Source organism: Streptomyces triticirhizae (genome assembly GCF_003696235.1).
Lineage (GTDB): Bacteria > Actinomycetota > Actinomycetes > Streptomycetales > Streptomycetaceae > Streptomyces > Streptomyces triticirhizae.
Genome location: NZ_RFFJ01000139.1, coordinates 1 through 16,722 on the forward strand (window position 1 = coordinate 1; position 16,722 = coordinate 16,722).

Consider the following 16,722-nt stretch of genomic DNA (forward strand, 5'->3'; position numbering starts at 1 on the left):
CGGCGGCCCGGGCGAGGGCGGCGGCGAGGGTGGCGGGGGCGGCGGGCTCGCGCTCGGCGGCGAACACCTCGGCCATGCCGCGCAGGAGTTGCGCGAGGATGGTGCCCGAGTTGCCGCGCGCGCCGATCAACGCGCCGTGCGCCAGCGCGCGCGCCGCCTCGCCCAGGCTGGGCTCGCCCGCTTCGGCGGCGGCCACGGCCTGGGCGGCGGACTCCACGGTGAGGTAGAGGTTGGTGCCGGTGTCGCCGTCGGGCACGGGGTAGACGTTGATGGCGTCGATGTCCTCGCGGGCCGCGCCCAGCGCGCGCACGGCCAGCCGGCTCCAGCGACACACCGCCCCTGCGTCGAGCGGCTGCGGCACGGGGAACCTCCCGGGCTAGGGTGAACGGCGGGTGCAGCTTATGCCCTGGTCGGGCCGCCCGGGCCAGGGGTCGTTCCGCCCACGGGGGCGATTTCGCCCATCGGGAACGCCCGGGGTATGCTGCCCCGGTTGCCTGATGCCCCTCTGTTGAGCGTCGGGCGCACTCTCCGGGGCCACCAAGCTCCGGCTTTCCGCGTAAGTTTCTGTCTCCCGCGCCTGTCGTGGGCTGACCCGTCTTTGGAGTGACCCGTGGCTGCCAACTGCGATGTCTGCGGCAAGGGGCCGGGCTTCGGCAACAGCATCTCCCACTCGCACCGCCGCACGCCCCGCCGTTGGAACCCCAACATCCAGCGGGTGCGTACCGTGATCAATGGGACGCCCAAGCGCCTGAACGTCTGCACCTCGTGCATCAAGGCTGGCAAGGTCACGCGCTGACCCTTCGGCGTACGCGCCGACTCCGGCCGCAGGAGCCGGCTCACCTCGCGGTGAGCCGGCTTTTTGGTCTGCCCGCCGCACGCCGGCGGGCGCGAGGGCGCTGGCGTGGCGTCGACGACGCGGCCCAGGACGGCGCACAGGGCGAAGCCCGGCCATCGCACGAACCGTTCACTTCCCGAGGGGCGCCAGAGAAGTGACTCCCGGGAGTCGACGGCGCTCGGACTACCAGGACGGCAGGTGGCGTTCGCGCGGCAGCGTGGTCGTTGACCGAACAGCCCACGACACCCCACCTGGCCGGAACGGCCCGACGCTCGACGGCGCCCCCGGCGCCTGAGGCGGCAGCCGTCGCGCCCCGGTCAGATCCGGTGCCCGTGGCGCACCGGCCCGATGCCCGCGCCCAGCGGGAACCCGGCCGCGATCGCCCCGGTGACATAGTCCTTGGCCGCCGCCACCGCCTCCGGCAGCGCGTCGCCGTGCGCCAGCCGCGCGGCGATCGCGGAGGCGAGGGTGCAACCCGTCCCGTGGGTGTGCCGGTTGTCGTGGCGCGGCGCGCGCAGCCAGTGTTCGTGTGTGCCGTCGGTGAGCAGGTCGACGGCGTCCCCCGCCAGATGCCCGCCCTTGACCAGCGCCCAGCGCGGCCCCAGCGCCAGCAGCCCCTCCGCCGCCCGGGGCAGGTCGGCCTCCTCGGTGACGCGCACGCCCGTCAGCTGGGCGACCTCCGCCAGGTTCGGCGTGACCACGGTCGCGACGGGCAGCAGCCGTTCGCGCACCACGGCGAGCGCCTCCGGCGCCAGCAGCGCGTCGCCGTGCTTGGAGACGCCCACCGGGTCGACCACCACCGGCACGTCCACCGTGGTCAGCAACTCGGAGACGGTCTCGACCAGTTCGGCGCTGGCCAGCATCCCCGTCTTGACCGCGCGGACGCCGATGTCGTCCACCACGGCGCGGAACTGCGCCCGCACCGCCTCGGTCGGCAGCTCCCAGAAGCCGTCCACGCCCAGCGAGTTCTGGGCGGTGACGGCGGTGATCACGCTCATCCCGTGGGTGCCAAGGGCCAGCATGGTCTTGAGGTCGGCCTGGATTCCGGCGCCGCCGCCCGAGTCCGAGCCGGCGACGGTGAGCACACAGGGGGGCGTCTCCATGGCCCCGACCCTACTCAACGCCCCTGTTCAGCCGGCGAAGTGGTCCCAGCCGCCGGCCTTCTCCCAGGGCGCCCCGTCCACCGTGACCCGGGGCGGCGCTGCCCCGCCCGGCGCGACCGGGGCGCCCCTCCCCCGGCTGGGCAGCACCTCGCCGATGACCCGCCAGCGCGCCGGGAGCTTGGTCTCCGGCGGGAACGTGGCGACGATGGCGTGGTCCTCGCCGCCGGTGAGGACCCACTGGAGCGGGTCGACGCCGACGGCCTGCCCGATGTCGTTCAGCTGCGCCGGCATGTCCAACGCGGCCGAGCGGATGTCGATCCTGACCTTGCTGCCCTGCGCGATGTGGCCCAGGTCGGCGATCAGCCCGTCGCTGACGTCGGTCATCGAGGTCGCGCCGAGGGCCGCGCCGGCGGGCCCTGCCGGGTAGGGCGGCTCGGGCCTGCGGTGCGCCTCGACGAAGGCGCGGGGGGAACGGAACCCCCGGGAGAGCACCGCGTGCCCGGCGGCCGACCACCCCAACCAGCCGGTCACGGCGACCAGATCGCCCGGCCTGGCACCCGTCCTGGTGACCGGCTCCCGGCCGGCGAGGTCCCCCAGCGCGGTGATGGAGACGATCACCGTGTCACCCCGCACCACGTCCCCGCCGGCGACCCCGGCGCCCGCGACCTGGCACTCGTCGCGGATGCCGTCCATCAACTCCACGGGCCAGGTCGCCGGAAGCTCGGCCGGCACCACAAGTCCCAGCAGCACGGCGCTCGGTGTGGCGCCCATGGCCGCGATGTCGGCGAGGTTCTGCGCCGCCGCCTTGCGCCCCACGTCGTAGGCGGTGGACCAGTCACGGCGGAAGTGACGGCCCTCGACCAGGATGTCGGTGCTGGCGACCACGCGTCGGTCGGGTGCCGCGACCACAGCGGCGTCGTCCCCCGGGCCAAGCCGTACCGCCGGGGTCCCGCTGATCCGGGAGGTCAACTCCCGGATCAGCCCGAACTCCCCGAGCGCCCCCACACTGCCCTTCACGTGAAGCCTCTCCTCATCCTCTGTCCGCGCCGAACCGGTGCCTCGATCCGCCCGACCGACGCCGAACGCTGTCTCCCGGCGCAGGTCATGACGCGCTACGGTAGCGCCCCCGATCCTCGTAGCCGCTGTGGAGGACCCGTGGTGCAGGCATACATCCTGATCCAGACCGAGGTGGGCAAGGCGTCCACCGTGGCCGACGTGATCTCCAAGATTCCGGGTGTCATCCAGGCCGAGGACGTCACCGGGCCGTATGACGTCATCGTCCGCGCGGAGGCCGGCACCGTGGACGAACTCGGTCGGCTGGTGGTGGCCGAGGTGCAGCGGGTGCCGGGGATCACCCGCACCCTGACCTGCCCGGTGGTCCATCTGTAGCGCTTGGTTATGCTCGCGGCGTGACCGCCCGCCGCGTGACCCCCACCGTACGCCGCGCCCTGCCGACCGTTCGCGCCGTCGGCCTCGGCGTGGGCGTCGTGCTGACGCTGGCCGCCTGCTCGTCGGCCGCCGGAACGCCCGACGTGGCGGTGCCGGCGCCCAGCGGCGAGGCCGCCGCGGCCTGCCGGGCGCTGGCGGACGAGCTGCCGGACGTGGTGGACGGCCAGGAGCGCCGGGCGTTGGACGAGGAGTCCCCGTACGTGGCCGTCTGGGGTTCGCCGGGCATCGTGCTGCGCTGCGGCGTGCCCGAGCCGGCCCAACTCGACGCGGAGAGCGGGGAGTACGACCCGACGCACGCCGACATCGTGGGCGTCAACGAGGTGTCCTGGCTGCTGGAGGAGGTCTCGGGCGGCAAGCGGTTCACCACCACCGAGCGAACGGTGTGGGTGGAGATGACGGTGCCGGACGACTACGCGCCCGAGGTCAACCCGCTGCTGGACGTGGCCGCGCCGATCGACCGGCACATACCGCTGGACGAGCTGTACCGGCCGGACGACGAGAACGACGGTGCCACAGGGCCCGAGGACGCCGAGGACAGCGAAGACGCCGAGGGCCACGAGCACCACCACTGAGCGTGGCGGCCGCTCCGCTACCGCAGCCCGGTGGGCCGGCGCAGCGCGGCCTGGATCAGCAGGTCGATCAGCTCCGGGTAACTGACGCCCGTCGCCTCCCACATCCGGGGGAACATCGAGATGGGGGTGAACCCCGGCATCGTGTTGATCTCGTTGATGACGAACTCGCCGTTCTCCAACAGGAAGAAGTCGGCCCGCACCAGACCCTCGCAGGACGCGGCCTCGAAGGCCTCGACGGCCAGCCGGCGGACCTCGGCGGTCTGCTCCTCGGTGAGCGGGGCGGGCACCAGTCCCTCGGCGGAGTCGATGTACTTGGCCTCGAAGTCGTAGAAGTCGTGGCTGGAGACGGGCGGGATCTCCGCCGGCAGGCTGGCGCGCGGCCCGTCCTCGAACTCCAGCACCCCGCACTCGATCTCGCGCCCCACCAGCTGCGCCTCGACGACGACCTTCGGGTCGTGGCGCCGCGCCTCCTCGATCGCCTCCGCCAGTTCCTCGGGCGCGGTGACCCGGCTGATGCCCATCGAGGAGCCGGCCCGCGCCGGCTTCACGAAGACCGGCCAGCCGTGCTCGGCGGCGAACGCCTCGATCCGCGCGAGCGCGCCGGCCCGGTCGGCGGCCCACTCGCGGGGGCGGATCACCAGATAGGGGCCGACGGCCAGGCCGAAGGAGGTGAAGACCCGCTTCATGTACTCCTTGTCCATGCCGATCGCCGAGGAGAGCACCCCGGCCCCGACATAGGGCACCCCCGACATCTCCAGCAGGCCCTGGAGGGTGCCGTCCTCGCCGTAGGGGCCGTGCAGCACGGGCAGCACCACGTCGACCTCGCCGAGGTCCTTGGGCACCGATCCCGGCTCCGCGTAGACCACTTCGCGCCGTCCCGGGTCCACCGGGAGCATCACCCCGCCGCCGCCCGGTTCGGCGATGCCCTCGACGCTCGGCAACGTCCGGTTGGCGATGGCCATCCGCTCGGGCTCGTCGGCGGTCAACGCCCAACGCCCGTCCAGCGTGATGCCGATGGGCAACACGTCGTAACGGGACCGGTCGATGGCCCGCAGCACGGCACCCGCCGTCACGACGGAGATGGCGTGTTCGGAGCTGCGGCCGCCGAAGACCACGGCCACACGCGGCTTGCTGCGCTCGGAACGGGCGGGGGAAGAGGACTCGCTGCTCATCACTCTCGCAGGTTACCTAACGTGATGGCGGTCGTCAGCGGTGCTCGGCCTTGGCGGTTCGCGACATCAGCTCCTTGACCGCGACCCGGGGCGAGGTGCCCTCGTGCACGATGCCGACGACGGTCTCCGTGATCGGCATCTCCACGCCGTGACGGCGCGCCAGATCCAGCACGGAGCGGCAGGACTTGACGCCCTCGGCGGTCTGCCGGGTGACGGCGATGGTCTCCTCGACGGTCATCCCGCGCCCGAGGTTGGTGCCGAAGGTGTTGTTGCGGGACAGCGGCGAGGAGCAGGTGGCGATCAGGTCGCCCATGCCGGCCAGGCCGGCGAACGTCTTGGGGTCGGCGCCCATCGCGAGCCCGAGCCGGGAGGTCTCGGCCAGGCCCCTGGTCATCAGGGACGCCTTGGTGTTGTCGCCCAGGCCCATCCCGTCGGCGATGCCCACGGCCAGCGCGATCACGTTCTTGACGGCGCCGCCGAGTTCGCAGCCGACCACGTCCGTGTTGGTGTAGGGGCGGAAGTACGGGGTGTGGCAGGCGGACTGGAGGCGGCGGGCCACGGACTCGTCGCGGCAGGCGACCACGGCGGCGGCCGGCTGGCGTTGGGCGATCTCGCCCGAGAGGTTGGGCCCGGAGAGCACGGCGACCCGTTCGGGTCCGACGCCGGCGACCTCCTCGATGACCTCGCTCATGCGCTTGGCCGTCCCCAACTCCACGCCCTTCATGAGGGAGACGAGCACCGTGTCGCGGGCCAGCACCCCCGACCAGCGGGCGAGGTTCTCGCGCAGCGTCTGGGAGGGCACGCACAGCACGGTGAACTCGGCGCCATCGGCCGCCTCGGCGGGGTCGGTGGTGGCGCGCACCCCGCTGGGCAGCCGGAGGCCGGGCGCGTAGTCCGGATTGGTCCGCTCGGAGTTGATGGACGCCACGACGTCATCCCGGCGTGCCCAGAGCGTCACCTGGCAGCCGGCATCGGCCAGGATCATGGCGAACGCGGTCCCCCAGGAACCGCTGCCGTAGACGGCGGCGTGTGTCACTCGGCCTTCTCCTTGTCGGGCGGGCTCGGCTGGACCGGCGGCTGAGCCGGCGCCCGGCGGTAGACGAAACGCCGGGCCGGCGGCGTCTCCTGGCGGATCTCGGCGAGCAGCGCGGTGATGGCGTCCATGATGCGCTCGGTCACCTCGCGCAGCAGCTCGGCGCTCGGCTCGCGGTCGTAGAACTCGCTGAGGTCCACCGGTTCGCCGGCGACCACGACCAGTGTCCTACGCGGAAACAGCCGCACCCGCCGCTCCTTGGCGTAGGGCGGCATCGCCTCGTGCGCGCCCCACTGGGCGACGGGGATCACGGGGGCCCCGGTCGCCATCGCGACCCGCGCGGCGCCCGTCTTGCCCTCCATGGGCCACAGGTTCGGATCCCTGGTGAGGGTGCCCTCGGGATAGAATGCGACGCACTCTCCCTCGCGCACGGCGGTGACGGCGGCCCGGTAGGCGTCGGCCGCGTCGGCGGTCTCGCGGTAGACCGGGATCTGGTGGGTGCCCCGCATGAAGCGGCCGACCAGACCGTGCTGGAACAAGGCGTTCTTGGCCAGGAATCGTGGCACCCGGCCGGTGTTGTACTGGTAGTGCGCATAGGAGAGCGGATCGAGATACGAGTTGTGATTCACCGCCGTGATGAATCCTCCGTCGGCCGGAATGTGCTCCATTCCCCGCCAGTCCCGCTTGAAGAAGATCCGCAGCACCGGTTTTACCAGAAATGCTGCGAATCGGTACCAGAAGCCGATTCTGCGGCGAGACACTCGGTCACCATCTCCCTCTTGCACTGTTCCGACGCGGCCCGCTGCGGACGGCCGCCCAAGTGTGGCCGTGGGTCATGGGCCTGTCCAGCGCATCGCCGCCGCGCCACCACCCTCACCCGGCACCCTAGTCCGCGTGGCGCCGCCGTACCGCACGCGTGTGCGGCCCGGGGCGCCGCACCCTCGCGGTCCGGACCGTTCCGGAACGCGGGCATGAGAGGAGAATGACCCGGTGCGCGACAGTGACTGGGGGCTCGTCGTCCCCCTGAAGCCCCTTGGCGCGGCCAAGAGCCGGCTGGCCGACGCGGTGGCCGACGCCGAGCGCCGCGCCCTCGCGCTGGCCTTCGCGAAGGACACGGTGGCCGCCGCGCTGGCCGCTTCGGCGGTGCGGAATGTGGTGGTTGTCACGAACGATCCGACGGCCGCGCGTCACCTCGCCGCCCTCGGCGCCCGGATCGTTCCCGACCTGCCGGACGCCGGGTTGAACGCGGCGCTGGAGCACGGCGCCGCCGCGCTGCCGGGGCGGGCGGTCGCGGCGCTCAACGCCGACCTGCCGGCGCTGCGGCCGGCCGAGTTGACGCGGGTGCTGCGCGCGGCGCGGCGCCACCGCCGGGCCTTTCTGCCGGACGCGGCCGGGATCGGCACCACGCTGCTGGCCGCGCGTCCCTCCGTCCCGCTGGAGCCCGCCTTCGGCGGCGCCTCGCGGAGACGCCATCTCGCCTCGGGCGCCGCGGAGTTGCCCTCGACCGACGTGCCGAGCGTGCGGCGGGACGTGGACACGGCCGCCGATCTGCGGGCCGCGCTGGAGCTGGGGGTCGGCCCGATGACCGCCGCCTGCCTGAAGGAACTCCCCACGCTGCTCGAAGAGTTGACAGCAGCGGCGCCGGAGGGCACCGACGGGCCGGGCGGGGCCGGGCGCCGACGGGCCGCCGTCAGAACGTCTGGAGCGTCAGAAAGCTGACCCGGCGCCGGTCTCCCTCGCCGGAGACCTCGATCCGCAGCCGCTGTCCGGGGCGCAGCAGCCGCAGGCCGCCGGCGTCGAAGGCGGCGGCGTCGAACTCCAACGGGGTGCCGTCGTCGAGCAGCACGCTGCCGGCGCGGGTCTCCGGGTCGAAGGTGAATGCGGTGGCCTGCATGGCCCGAGCCTAGCCGCTGACCGGCGGCCGCCGGCAGGCGCCCGCGAGCGGCCGGCGCGGAGAGCCGGCCCGGAAAACAGCTGCGGGCCGGGCTCCGATGAGGGGAGTCCGGCCCGCGGGCGATCGTGCGGGGCCGTCACCTGCGGCGCGAGGTGGCCTTCTTGGCGGTGGTCGCACGAGACGACGCCCGCTTGGCCGGAGCCTTCTTCGCGGTCGTCTTCTTGGCCGGAGCCTTCTTGGCGGTGGCCTTCTTCGTGGTGGTCTTCTTGGCGGAGGACTTCTTGGCCGCCGCGCCGCGACCGGTCGTCTTCTTCGCCGCCGAGGTCCGCTTGGCGGTGGCCTTCTTGGCGGCGGCCTTCTTGGTCGCCGCCTTCTTGGCGGTGGTGCCGCCGGAGAGGCTGCCCTTGGGGGCCTTCTTCACCGCGACGTCGTTCTTCGGGAGCTTCTTCGTCCCCGCGACCAGGTCCTTGAAGCCCTGGCCCGCGCGGAAGCGAGGCACCGAGGTCTTCTTGACCCGAACCCGCTCGCCGGTCTGCGGGTTGCGCGCGTAGCGGGCCGGCCGGTCGACCTTCTCGAACGAACCGAAGCCGGTGACCGAAACCCGCTCACCCGAGACCACCGAGCGGATGATGGCGTCGAGCACGATATCGACGGCGTCGGCCGCCTGCTGACGACCGCCGAGCTTGTCCGCAATCGCTTCTACGAGTTGCGCCTTGTTCACGTCTTCCCCTTCGCAGGCATTGCTGGAACGAATGTGTTCAAGCTTTTTCGCACGTTAGGCAGATATATTCCGCAAATCAAACGCGAAACGGGCGAATCACCCTTGTGTCGCAACGAACTCGACCCATCACGGAGTTCCGTCATGGCCGCCGGTGCGATCCGAGGGCAGTCGACCCTGGTCCACGTCCGCCATCAACCGCTCCAGCCGACGGGCCGCACCGGGCAGATCCCGCTTGGTCGCCGCCGTGATGACCAGCAGCTTCCGAGCCAGGGCCTGCCGTACGTCCTCGGGAACTTGCAGATCCCGCACCGTCCGGTGCGCGTCCTTCAGTCGAGCGGCGACGCGGTCGTAGAGTTCGAGTTGACCGTCGCGTTCCATGCGGCCGATTGTGCCACCTTGGGCCGGTTATCGCCCCCTAAGCCCCCCAACGCCCGTGTCGCGCCTGCCAACACGGGTGCGCCCCCGCAGGTCAAACCTGCGGGGGCGCGATTGCTGACGGAACGTCAGACTGCCTGTGTACGCGGCTTGTAGACGGGCCGTCGGCTCTCAAAGTCGGCGATGTCGCCCTCGTGGCGCAGGGTGAGGGAGATGTCGTCCAGACCCTCCAACAGGCGCCAGCGAGCGTTCTCGTCAAGGTCGAAATCGGCCTCGATCCCGGGGGCGGTGACCCTGCGGGTCACCAGGTCCACGGTCACCTCGGTGTTGGGCTCGCGCTCGACCAGATCCCACAGCGCCTCGACCGTCGACTGCGGCAGCACGACCGTCAACAGGCCGTTCTTCAGGGAGTTGCCCCGGAAGATGTCGGCGAAGCGGGGGGAGATCACCGCCTTGAAGCCGTAGTTCTGCAAGGCCCAGACGGCGTGTTCGCGCGAGGAGCCGGTGCCGAAGTCGGGCCCGGCGACCAGCACCGTGGCGCCCCGGTACGCCTCCTGGTTGAGCACGAACTCCGGGTCCCTGCGCCAGGACTCGAAGAGGCCGTCCTCGAACCCGTCGCGGGTGACCTTCTTCAGCCAGTGCGCGGGGATGATCTGGTCGGTGTCCACGTTGGAACGGCGCAGCGGAACGGCCCGGCCGGCGTGGGTGGTGAAGGCTTCCATGGATCAGACCTCCGCGAGGGTGGGAACGTCGGCCAGGTCGGCGGGCGAGGCGAGGCGGCCGGTGAGGGCGGTGGCGGCGGCGACCTGGGGCGAGACCAGGTGCGTGCGGCCGCCCTTGCCCTGCCGGCCCTCGAAGTTGCGGTTGGAGGTGGAGGCGCAGCGCTCCCCGGGGGAGAGCTGGTCCGGGTTCATGCCCAGACACATCGAGCAGCCGGCGTGGCGCCACTCGGCGCCGGCGGCGGTGAAGACCTTGTCCAGGCCCTCCTCGACGGCCTGGAGCGCGACGCGGACGGAGCCGGGAACGACCAGCATCCGCACGCCGTCGGCGATCCGGCGACCGCGCAACACCTCGGCGGCCGAGCGCAGATCCTCGATCCGGCCGTTGGTGCAGGAGCCGACGAAGACGGTGTCCACGGCGATCTCCCGCAGCGGCTGGCCCGGGGTCAGACCCATGTACTCCAACGCCTTCTCGGCGGCGACCCGGTCGGTGGGGTCGTCGAAGGACGCCGGGTCCGGCACCGCCTCCGACAGGGGCGCGCCCTGGCCGGGGTTGGTGCCCCAGGTGACGAACGGGGCCAGCGTGGCCGCGTCGATGACGACCTCGTGGTCGAAGACCGCGTCCTCGTCGGTGCGCAGCGTGCGCCAGTACGCGACGGCCGCGTCCCAGTCCTCGCCCCGGGGCGCGTGGTCTCGGCCCCTGAGGTAGGCGAAGGTGGTCTCGTCCGGAGCGATCATGCCGGCGCGGGCGCCGGCCTCGATCGACATGTTGCAGATGGTCATCCGGGCCTCCATCGAGAGCTTCTCGATGGCCTCGCCCCGGTATTCGATGACATAGCCCTGGCCGCCGCCGGTGCCGATCCTGGCGATGATCGCCAGGATCAGGTCCTTGGCCGTCACGCCCGCCGGCAGCTCGCCCGTGACGGTGACCGCCATGGTCCGGAACGGGGCCATGGGCAGGGTCTGGGTGGCCAGCACGTGCTCGACCTGGCTGGTGCCGATGCCGAAGGCCAGCGCGCCGAACGCGCCGTGCGTGGAGGTGTGGCTGTCGCCACAGACCACCGTGGTGCCCGGCTGGGTCAACCCCAGCTGGGGGCCCACGACATGGACCACGCCCTGCTCGGCGTCGCCCAGCGAGTGGAGCCGGACGCCGAACTCGACGCAGTTCTTCCTGAGGGTCTCCAGCTGGGTCCGGGAGACCGGGTCCGCGATGGGCTTGTCGATGTCCAACGTCGGGGTGTTGTGGTCCTCGGTGGCGATCGTCAGATCCGTGCGACGCACCCGCCTCCCGCTCTTGCGCAGCCCGTCGAAGGCCTGCGGGCTGGTGACCTCGTGCAGCAGGTGGAGGTCGATATAGAGCAGGTCGGGCTCACCCTCCACCCGCCGGACGACATGGTCGTCCCAAACCTTCTCCGCCAGTGTCCGTCCCATCGCATTCCCTCCGGGCTTGCCGCCGATCCGCTCCGCCGTCCGCTCCCCCGAGCACGGACGGTGGCCTGCCCGGCGCGCGACGCCGAGCACCTCACCAAGAGTGGCGCGTCCGCCGGAAATTTGAACTTGCGTTTCACAGTGTGAGACGCGAGTATCGTTGCATGGACAGTTCGGAAAGCAGCGGAGTGGGCGTCCTCGACAAGGCGGCCCTGGTCCTGGGCGCCCTGGAGTCCGGTCCCGCCACCCTGGCGGGACTGGTCGCGGCGACGGGGCTGGCCCGGCCGACCGCGCACCGGATGGCCGTGGCGCTTGAGTACCACCGGCTGCTGGCCCGGGACATGCAGGGCCGCTTCGTGCTCGGGCCCCGGCTCGCCGAGTTGGCGGCCGCCGCCGGCGAGGACCGGCTGTTGGCCACCGCTGGGCCCGTGTTGACACAGCTACGTGACGTCACGGGCGAGAGCGCCCAACTCTACCGGCGCCAGGGCGACCGCCGGATCTGCGTGGCCGCCGCCGAGCGGCTCTCCGGGCTGCGCGACACCGTGCCCGTCGGCTCCACGCTGCCGATGAAGGCCGGCTCCGCCGCCCAGATCCTGCTCGCCTGGGAGGAGCCGGAGCGGCTCCACCACGGCCTCCAGGGCGCCCGCTTCACCGCGACGGCGCTCTCCGGGGTGCGCCGGCGCGGCTGGGCCCAGTCCATCGGCGAACGGGAGCCGGGCGTCGCCTCCGTCTCCGCGCCCGTGCGCGGCCCGTCCAACCGCGTGGTGGCCGCCGTCTCCGTCTCCGGGCCCATCGAGCGGCTCACCCGGCACCCGGGCCGGATGCACGCCCAGGCGCTCCTGGAGGCGGCCGGCCGGCTCACCGAGGCGCTCAAGCGCGGCACCGCCGGCTGAGGCCGCTCCTCGAAACGGCCCGGCGCGCGTTCAGCCCCGAGCCTCCCCGGCCTCCTGTCCCGCCGGGCGCCCCAGCCGCTGTGCGAGCCGGTCCCCGCGCCCGGCCACGGGTATCAACTCCGTGGCCGCGCCCAGCCCTACGGGCGGCATGTTCAGATAGATGGACTCGGCCGAGCCGGCCGGGACCACAAAGGTCTCGTGCCAGAAGCCGATCCGGGAGCCGGATCTCAGCCGGCGGTTCAACTCGGCCCAGGCCGGCCGGTGCTCCCCGTCCGAGTCCGAGGCATAGGCCAACAGCGGCTCCAGGCCCGACCAGTACTGCACCAGGAAGATCTCCCTGAGCGGGCTCAGGCACAGCCGATACCCCAACATCCCGCGCTCCCGCTCGCGGGACAGCTCCCGCAGCATCCGCGGCATGGCACGGAAGACCGGCCACCACTCGCCCACCCGCCAGAAGCGGGTGATCCGCATCCCCACCAGGAACACCACCAGCTGCTCGTCGACCCGGGCCGTCATCCGCTCACGCGCGATCGTCGCCGCCATGGCGCGCACCTCCCCTTCCTCTCGTGGCCGCCCTCCCGGCGCGGCCCAACTCCCCCGCCACAGCGGCGAGAAGAGCGGGCCACGACGGACGGAGCGCACCGGCCGGCGCAGCCGTGAAAGGCGCCGACCCTCATTGGATAGCGTCACTATCCATGCTTAGATAGTGCCACTCTCCCACCGATCGCGCAAGGGGATTCGAATGCGGCTCTCGGAGCTGAGCAGGCGCAGCGGGATGTCGACGGCGACGATCAAGTTCTATCTGCGCGAGGGGCTGCTGCACCCCGGGAGGCGGATCACCACCACCCAGGCCGACTACGACGAGGAGCACCTGCGGCGGCTCCAGCTGATCAGGGCGCTGATCCAGGTCGGGGGGATCTCGGTGGCCGACGCCCGCGCGGTGTTGGCCGCCGTCGACGACGCCTCGCTCGACCAGGTCTCCCGGATGGGCACGGCCGTCGCCGCCCTCCCCCAGGCGCTGCCGGCGCCCGCCCAGGACGACGCGGAGGCCGTCACGGCCGATCTGGTGGCCAGGGAGGTGCAGGAACGACTCGGCTGGCGCGTGGTCCCGGAGAACCCCGCCCACCAGGCGCTGGTCTCCGCCGTCAGCGCCCTGCTGCGGCTGGGCTATCCCTGCGACGGCGAGGCGCTGCTGCCCTACGGCGAGCTGGCCGAGCGGCTGGCCGGGCACGAGCTGGCGCTGATCGACAAGTTCGCCGCGCCCACCACGCAGTTGGAGGCCGCCGTCGCGCTCACCGTGCTCTACGAGCCGGTGCTGCTGAGCCTGCGCCGGCTGGCCCACGCCGAGCAGGCCACCCGCCGCCTGCGCGAGGACGCCCTTCCCCGGGAGGATGCTCCCCGCGCCTCGGACTGAGAAGGCCGCACAACGCCGAGCGGCCTCCCGCCCCTTGGGGCGGAAGGCCGCTGGTGGATCATGTACCCCCGACCGGATTCGAACCGGCGCTACTGCCTTGAGAGGGCAGCGTGCTAGGCCGCTACACAACGGGGGCTCCCGCAGAGATCTCGAAGGATCTCCGTACCCCCGACCGGATTCGAACCGGCGCTACTGCCTTGAGAGGGCAGCGTGCTAGGCCGCTACACAACGGGGGCATGATCTTGCGAAGTGCTCGACACAAGATCGCGCTGGGCTACCAGGACTCGAACCTAGACTAACTGAACCAGAATCAGTCGTGCTGCCAATTACACCATAGCCCACCAAAACGCAACCCCGGCTGGGGGTTTTGCTTGGGTGACCGCTGTTGTTCGGGGTGTTGAGCCCCTCAGCGGCAGAAAGAACACTACCCGATGGGGGACGGTGCACCAAAACGAGATGCGCCTCGCGGGCTCCGTCCCCCGTCCGTGGTCAGCCCGCCAGCCGGCTCAGGGCGGCGTCGACCCGGGCCAGAGTGCGCTCCCGGCCCAGGACCTCCAGCGACTCGAAGAGCGGCAGCCCGACGGTGCGCCCGGTGACCGCCACCCGCAGCGGCGCCTGCGCCTTGCCCAGCTTGAGCCCGTGGGCCTCGCCGGCGGCCAGGACGGCCTCCTTGAGCGGCTCGGCCGTCCAGGAGTCCAGCTCGGCCAGCCCCTTCCTGATGCTGGTCAGCACCGCGTCGGCGCCCGGCTTCATCGCCTTGGCCCAGGACGCCTCGTCGAAGGCCGGCTCCGGCAGGAAGAGGAAGTCCACGTTGGCCGTGATGTCGGAGAGCACCGTCACCCGGGTCTGCGCCAGCGGGGCCAGCGCGGCGAACGCCGCCGGGTCGTAGTCCTCCGGGCGCCAGGGCGCGTGCGGGGCGCGCAGCCAGGGCTGGCAGGCCTCGACGAACTGCTCGACGGTGAGCCGTTCCCTGATGTGGGTGGCGTTGATCGCCTCGCACTTCTTGAGGTCGAAGCGCGCCGGGTTGGCGTTGACCGCCGCGATGTCGAAGGCGGCGACCAGCTCGTCCAGGCCGAAGACGTCGCGGTCCTCGGCGAGCGACCAACCCAGCAGGGCAAGGTAGTTGAGCAGCCCCTCGGGCAGGAAGCCCGCCTCGCGGTAGCGGTTGAGCGAGGACTGCGGGTCGCGCTTGGAGAGCTTCTTGTTGCCCTCGCCCATCACATAGGGCAGATGGCCGAAGGCGGGCACCGCGCCGGCGCCCACGCCGATCTCGGCCAACGCGCGGTAGAGCGCGATCTGCCGGGGCGTGGAGGAGAGCAGGTCCTCGCCGCGCAGCACGTGGGTGATGCCCATCAGCGCGTCGTCGACCGGGTTGACCAGGGTGTACAGCGGGGCACCGCTGGCGCGGACGATGCCGTAGTCGGTGACGTTCTCCGGGGCGAAGGTCAGCTCGCCCCTGACCAGGTCGGTGAAGCTGATCTCGGTGTCCGGCATCCGGAACCGGACGATCGGCTCGCGGCCCTCGGCGCGGTAGGCGGCGACCTGCTCCTCGTTCAGCGCGCGGCAGGCGCCGTCGTAGCCGGAGGGCCGGCCGGCGGCCCTGGCGGCCTCGCGGCGGGTGGCCAACTCCTCGGGCGTGCAGTAGCAGTGGTACGCGTGCCCGGCGGCCAGCAGCCTGGCGGCGACGTCGGCGTAGACGTCCATCCGCTGCGACTGCCGGTAGGGCGCGTGCGGGCCGCCGACCTCGGGGCCCTCGTCCCAGTCGAGGCCCAGCCAGCGCAGCGAGTCCAGCAGCGCGCGGTAGGACTCCTCGGAGTCCCGCGCCGCGTCGGTGTCCTCGATGCGCAGCACCAGGGTGCCGCCGTGGTGGCGGGCGAACGCCCAGTTGAACAGGGCGGTGCGGACCAGCCCGACGTGCGGGTCGCCGGTCGGCGAGGGACAGAAGCGGACCCTGACCTCAGTCACGGCGCACCACCTTGTTGGTCAGGGTGCCGATGCCCTCGATGCTCACGGCGACCTCGTCGCCGACGCGCACGGGGCCGACGCCGGCCGGGGTTCCGGTGAGAATGACGTCCTGCGGCAGCAGGGTCATCGACTCCGTGATGTGCACAATCAGATCCTCCACCGAGCGCACCATCTCGCTGGTGCGCCCCAACTGTCGCTGCTCGCCGTTGACCGTGCACATGATGGCCAGGTCCTCGGGGTCGAGCTGGGTCTCGATCCAGGGGCCGAGCGGGCAGGCCGTGTCGAAGCCCTTCGCCCTGGCCCACTGCTTCTCGCGCCGCTGAACGTCGCGCGCGGTCAGGTCGTTGGCGCAGGTGTAGCCGAGGATCACCTCGCGGGCGCGCTCCCTGGGGACGTCGCGGCAGAGCCGGCCGATGACCACGGCCAACTCGGCCTCGTGGTGGACGTCGGAGGAGATCGAGGGGTAGCGGATCTCGTCGCCGGTGCCGATGACCGAGGTGGACGGCTTGAAGAAGGTGACGGGAACGTCGGGGACCTCGTTGCCCAGCTCCCGCGCGTGCTCGGCGTAGTTGCGGCCGATGGCCACCACCTTGCTGGGGAGCACCGGCGGCAGGAGCCTGACCTCGCTCAGCGGGACGCGGTGGCCGGAGCGTTCGAACTCGGCGAACGGATGGCCCTTGATGATGTCGAGCTGGAGCCCGTTCTCGTCGGTCGGCTCCCCCTCCACCACACCGAATCCGACGGTGCCGTCGATGGAGAATCTGGCGATGCGCACGCTGGGTAGTCCCTCACTGGCCTGCTCGGAGTGGCGCGGCCCGGCCGAGCCCGGCTCGCGCCCGGAAACCTGCGGGCCCCAGCCTAGGACACCGGCGGGCGCGACGAGGACGGCGCCTCCCGAACCGCGCGTTCGGGAGGCGTGGGAGAGACGGCTCAGGCGTGCGGGATCACCGAGGGAACTCCTGGGCCGCTCAGCGCAGGCGGGCCATGAGGGCGTGTTCGACGAGGGTGATCAACGCGCTCTTCGCCTCCGCGCGATGCCGCGCGTCCGTGGTGATGATCGGCGCGTCAGGACCGATCTGCAACGCCTCCCGCACCTCCTCGGGAGAGTACGGCTGATGACCATCAAACCCGTTCAAAGCGATCACAAAG

At 72.0% G+C, this 16,722-nt stretch carries 20 protein-coding genes, 3 tRNA genes and 1 pseudogene; 6 read left to right on the forward strand and 18 right to left on the reverse strand.

Annotation, left to right across the window (positions count from 1 at the left end):
* Positions 1-361, reverse strand: a 361-nt coding sequence (locus EBN88_RS21135; protein ID WP_122185511.1) for a DAK2 domain-containing protein, incomplete at its 3' end; no start/stop codon positions are given.
* A 249-nt stretch (positions 362-610) separates the two neighbouring features.
* Between EBN88_RS21135 and rpmB the strand changes: the two genes are divergently transcribed.
* Entirely contained in the window at positions 611-796 is a 186-nt protein-coding gene (rpmB, locus tag EBN88_RS21140) for a 50S ribosomal protein L28 (RefSeq protein WP_122185494.1), read from the forward strand.
* A 356-nt stretch (positions 797-1,152) separates the two neighbouring features.
* Here rpmB and thiD read toward each other — a convergent pair whose 3' ends face one another.
* Together thiD and EBN88_RS21150 are read right to left on the reverse strand one after the other, a co-directional pair.
* Complete coding sequence (gene thiD / locus EBN88_RS21145) at positions 1,153-1,938, reverse strand: bifunctional hydroxymethylpyrimidine kinase/phosphomethylpyrimidine kinase (protein WP_122185495.1); 786 nt, start codon at positions 1,936-1,938, stop codon at positions 1,153-1,155.
* A 27-nt stretch (positions 1,939-1,965) separates the two neighbouring features.
* On the reverse strand, positions 1,966-2,955 hold the full coding sequence (locus EBN88_RS21150) for a thiamine-phosphate kinase (RefSeq protein WP_122185496.1): 990 nt from the start codon (positions 2,953-2,955) through the stop codon (positions 1,966-1,968).
* A 138-nt stretch (positions 2,956-3,093) separates the two neighbouring features.
* On the opposite strand from EBN88_RS21150, the gene EBN88_RS21155 reads away from it, so the two are divergent.
* Both EBN88_RS21155 and EBN88_RS21160 read left to right on the forward strand, forming a co-directional pair.
* A complete protein-coding gene (locus EBN88_RS21155) occupies positions 3,094-3,327 on the forward strand; it encodes an Lrp/AsnC family transcriptional regulator (RefSeq protein WP_122185497.1) in 234 nt (77 codons plus the stop codon).
* A 35-nt stretch (positions 3,328-3,362) separates the two neighbouring features.
* Entirely contained in the window at positions 3,363-3,959 is a 597-nt protein-coding gene (locus EBN88_RS21160) for a DUF3515 domain-containing protein (RefSeq protein ID WP_233580826.1), read from the forward strand.
* A 17-nt stretch (positions 3,960-3,976) separates the two neighbouring features.
* On the opposite strand, the gene EBN88_RS21165 is transcribed toward EBN88_RS21160, so the two are convergent.
* Genes EBN88_RS21165 through EBN88_RS21175 form a run of 3 tightly spaced genes read right to left on the reverse strand, consistent with a single transcriptional unit; the run spans position 3,977 to position 6,925 of the window.
* Positions 3,977-5,131, reverse strand: coding sequence for a D-alanine--D-alanine ligase family protein (locus EBN88_RS21165; RefSeq protein WP_122185498.1), 1,155 nt, complete (start codon positions 5,129-5,131; stop codon positions 3,977-3,979).
* Between the two features lie 34 nt (positions 5,132-5,165).
* On the reverse strand, positions 5,166-6,167 hold the full coding sequence (locus EBN88_RS21170; RefSeq protein WP_122185499.1) for an NAD(P)H-dependent glycerol-3-phosphate dehydrogenase: 1,002 nt from the start codon (positions 6,165-6,167) through the stop codon (positions 5,166-5,168).
* On the reverse strand, positions 6,164-6,925 hold the full coding sequence (locus EBN88_RS21175) for a lysophospholipid acyltransferase family protein (protein ID WP_122185500.1): 762 nt from the start codon (positions 6,923-6,925) through the stop codon (positions 6,164-6,166). Before EBN88_RS21175 ends, EBN88_RS21170 begins: the two co-directional genes overlap by 4 nt.
* A 229-nt stretch (positions 6,926-7,154) precedes the next feature.
* Here EBN88_RS21175 and cofC point away from each other — a divergent pair, with 229 nt between their 5' ends.
* Positions 7,155-7,883, forward strand: a complete 729-nt coding sequence (cofC, locus tag EBN88_RS21180) for a 2-phospho-L-lactate guanylyltransferase (protein ID WP_122185501.1) — start codon at positions 7,155-7,157, stop codon at positions 7,881-7,883.
* Here the strand turns inward: cofC and EBN88_RS21185 are convergent.
* The 5 genes from EBN88_RS21185 to leuC all read right to left on the reverse strand — a co-directional run bounded on the left by EBN88_RS21185 (position 7,855) and on the right by leuC (position 11,304).
* Positions 7,855-8,058 (reverse strand): hypothetical protein, encoded by a 204-nt coding sequence (locus EBN88_RS21185; protein ID WP_122185502.1) that lies wholly within the window; start codon positions 8,056-8,058, stop codon positions 7,855-7,857. The two genes, cofC and EBN88_RS21185, sit on opposite strands and share 29 nt — an antisense overlap.
* A gap of 136 nt (positions 8,059-8,194) precedes the next feature.
* Positions 8,195-8,779 carry an HU family DNA-binding protein gene (locus tag EBN88_RS21190; RefSeq protein WP_122185503.1) on the reverse strand — a complete coding sequence of 195 codons (585 nt, stop codon included), beginning with the start codon at positions 8,777-8,779 and terminating at the stop codon, positions 8,195-8,197.
* 126 nt (positions 8,780-8,905) lie between these two features.
* Positions 8,906-9,157, reverse strand: coding sequence for an SCO5555 family protein (locus EBN88_RS21195; RefSeq protein ID WP_122185504.1), 252 nt, complete (start codon positions 9,155-9,157; stop codon positions 8,906-8,908).
* A gap of 125 nt (positions 9,158-9,282) precedes the next feature.
* Positions 9,283-9,876 (reverse strand): 3-isopropylmalate dehydratase small subunit, encoded by a 594-nt coding sequence (gene leuD / locus EBN88_RS21200; protein WP_122185505.1) that lies wholly within the window; start codon positions 9,874-9,876, stop codon positions 9,283-9,285.
* 3 nt (positions 9,877-9,879) lie between these two features.
* On the reverse strand, positions 9,880-11,304 hold the full coding sequence (gene leuC / locus EBN88_RS21205) for a 3-isopropylmalate dehydratase large subunit (protein ID WP_122185506.1): 1,425 nt from the start codon (positions 11,302-11,304) through the stop codon (positions 9,880-9,882).
* A gap of 161 nt (positions 11,305-11,465) precedes the next feature.
* On the opposite strand from leuC, the gene EBN88_RS21210 reads away from it, so the two are divergent.
* A complete protein-coding gene (locus tag EBN88_RS21210; RefSeq protein ID WP_122185507.1) occupies positions 11,466-12,194 on the forward strand; it encodes an IclR family transcriptional regulator in 729 nt (242 codons plus the stop codon).
* A gap of 30 nt (positions 12,195-12,224) precedes the next feature.
* Here the strand turns inward: EBN88_RS21210 and EBN88_RS21215 are convergent, their stop codons facing one another.
* Entirely contained in the window at positions 12,225-12,737 is a 513-nt protein-coding gene (locus EBN88_RS21215; RefSeq protein WP_199742431.1) for a DUF4188 domain-containing protein, read from the reverse strand.
* 199 nt (positions 12,738-12,936) lie between these two features.
* On the opposite strand from EBN88_RS21215, the gene EBN88_RS21220 reads away from it, so the two are divergent.
* Complete coding sequence (locus EBN88_RS21220; protein ID WP_122185508.1) at positions 12,937-13,608, forward strand: MerR family transcriptional regulator; 672 nt, start codon at positions 12,937-12,939, stop codon at positions 13,606-13,608.
* A gap of 63 nt (positions 13,609-13,671) precedes the next feature.
* Here EBN88_RS21220 and EBN88_RS21225 read toward each other — a convergent pair.
* From EBN88_RS21225 to EBN88_RS21250, 6 genes and pseudogenes are all read right to left on the reverse strand, one after another.
* Positions 13,672-13,744: transfer RNA gene (locus EBN88_RS21225), tRNA-Glu, on the reverse strand.
* A gap of 27 nt (positions 13,745-13,771) precedes the next feature.
* Positions 13,772-13,844: transfer RNA gene (locus EBN88_RS21230), tRNA-Glu, on the reverse strand.
* A gap of 33 nt (positions 13,845-13,877) precedes the next feature.
* A tRNA-Gln gene (locus tag EBN88_RS21235) sits at positions 13,878-13,949 on the reverse strand.
* Between the two features lie 148 nt (positions 13,950-14,097).
* Positions 14,098-15,573, reverse strand: a complete 1,476-nt coding sequence (gene gltX / locus EBN88_RS21240; RefSeq protein WP_122185509.1) for a glutamate--tRNA ligase — start codon at positions 15,571-15,573, stop codon at positions 14,098-14,100.
* On the reverse strand, positions 15,566-16,348 hold the full coding sequence (locus EBN88_RS21245; protein WP_122185510.1) for a fumarylacetoacetate hydrolase family protein: 783 nt from the start codon (positions 16,346-16,348) through the stop codon (positions 15,566-15,568). The genes gltX and EBN88_RS21245 overlap by 8 nt, the downstream gene beginning before the upstream one ends.
* A 193-nt stretch (positions 16,349-16,541) precedes the next feature.
* A pseudogene (locus tag EBN88_RS21250) lies at positions 16,542-16,722 on the reverse strand (ATP-binding protein); the annotation flags it as partial.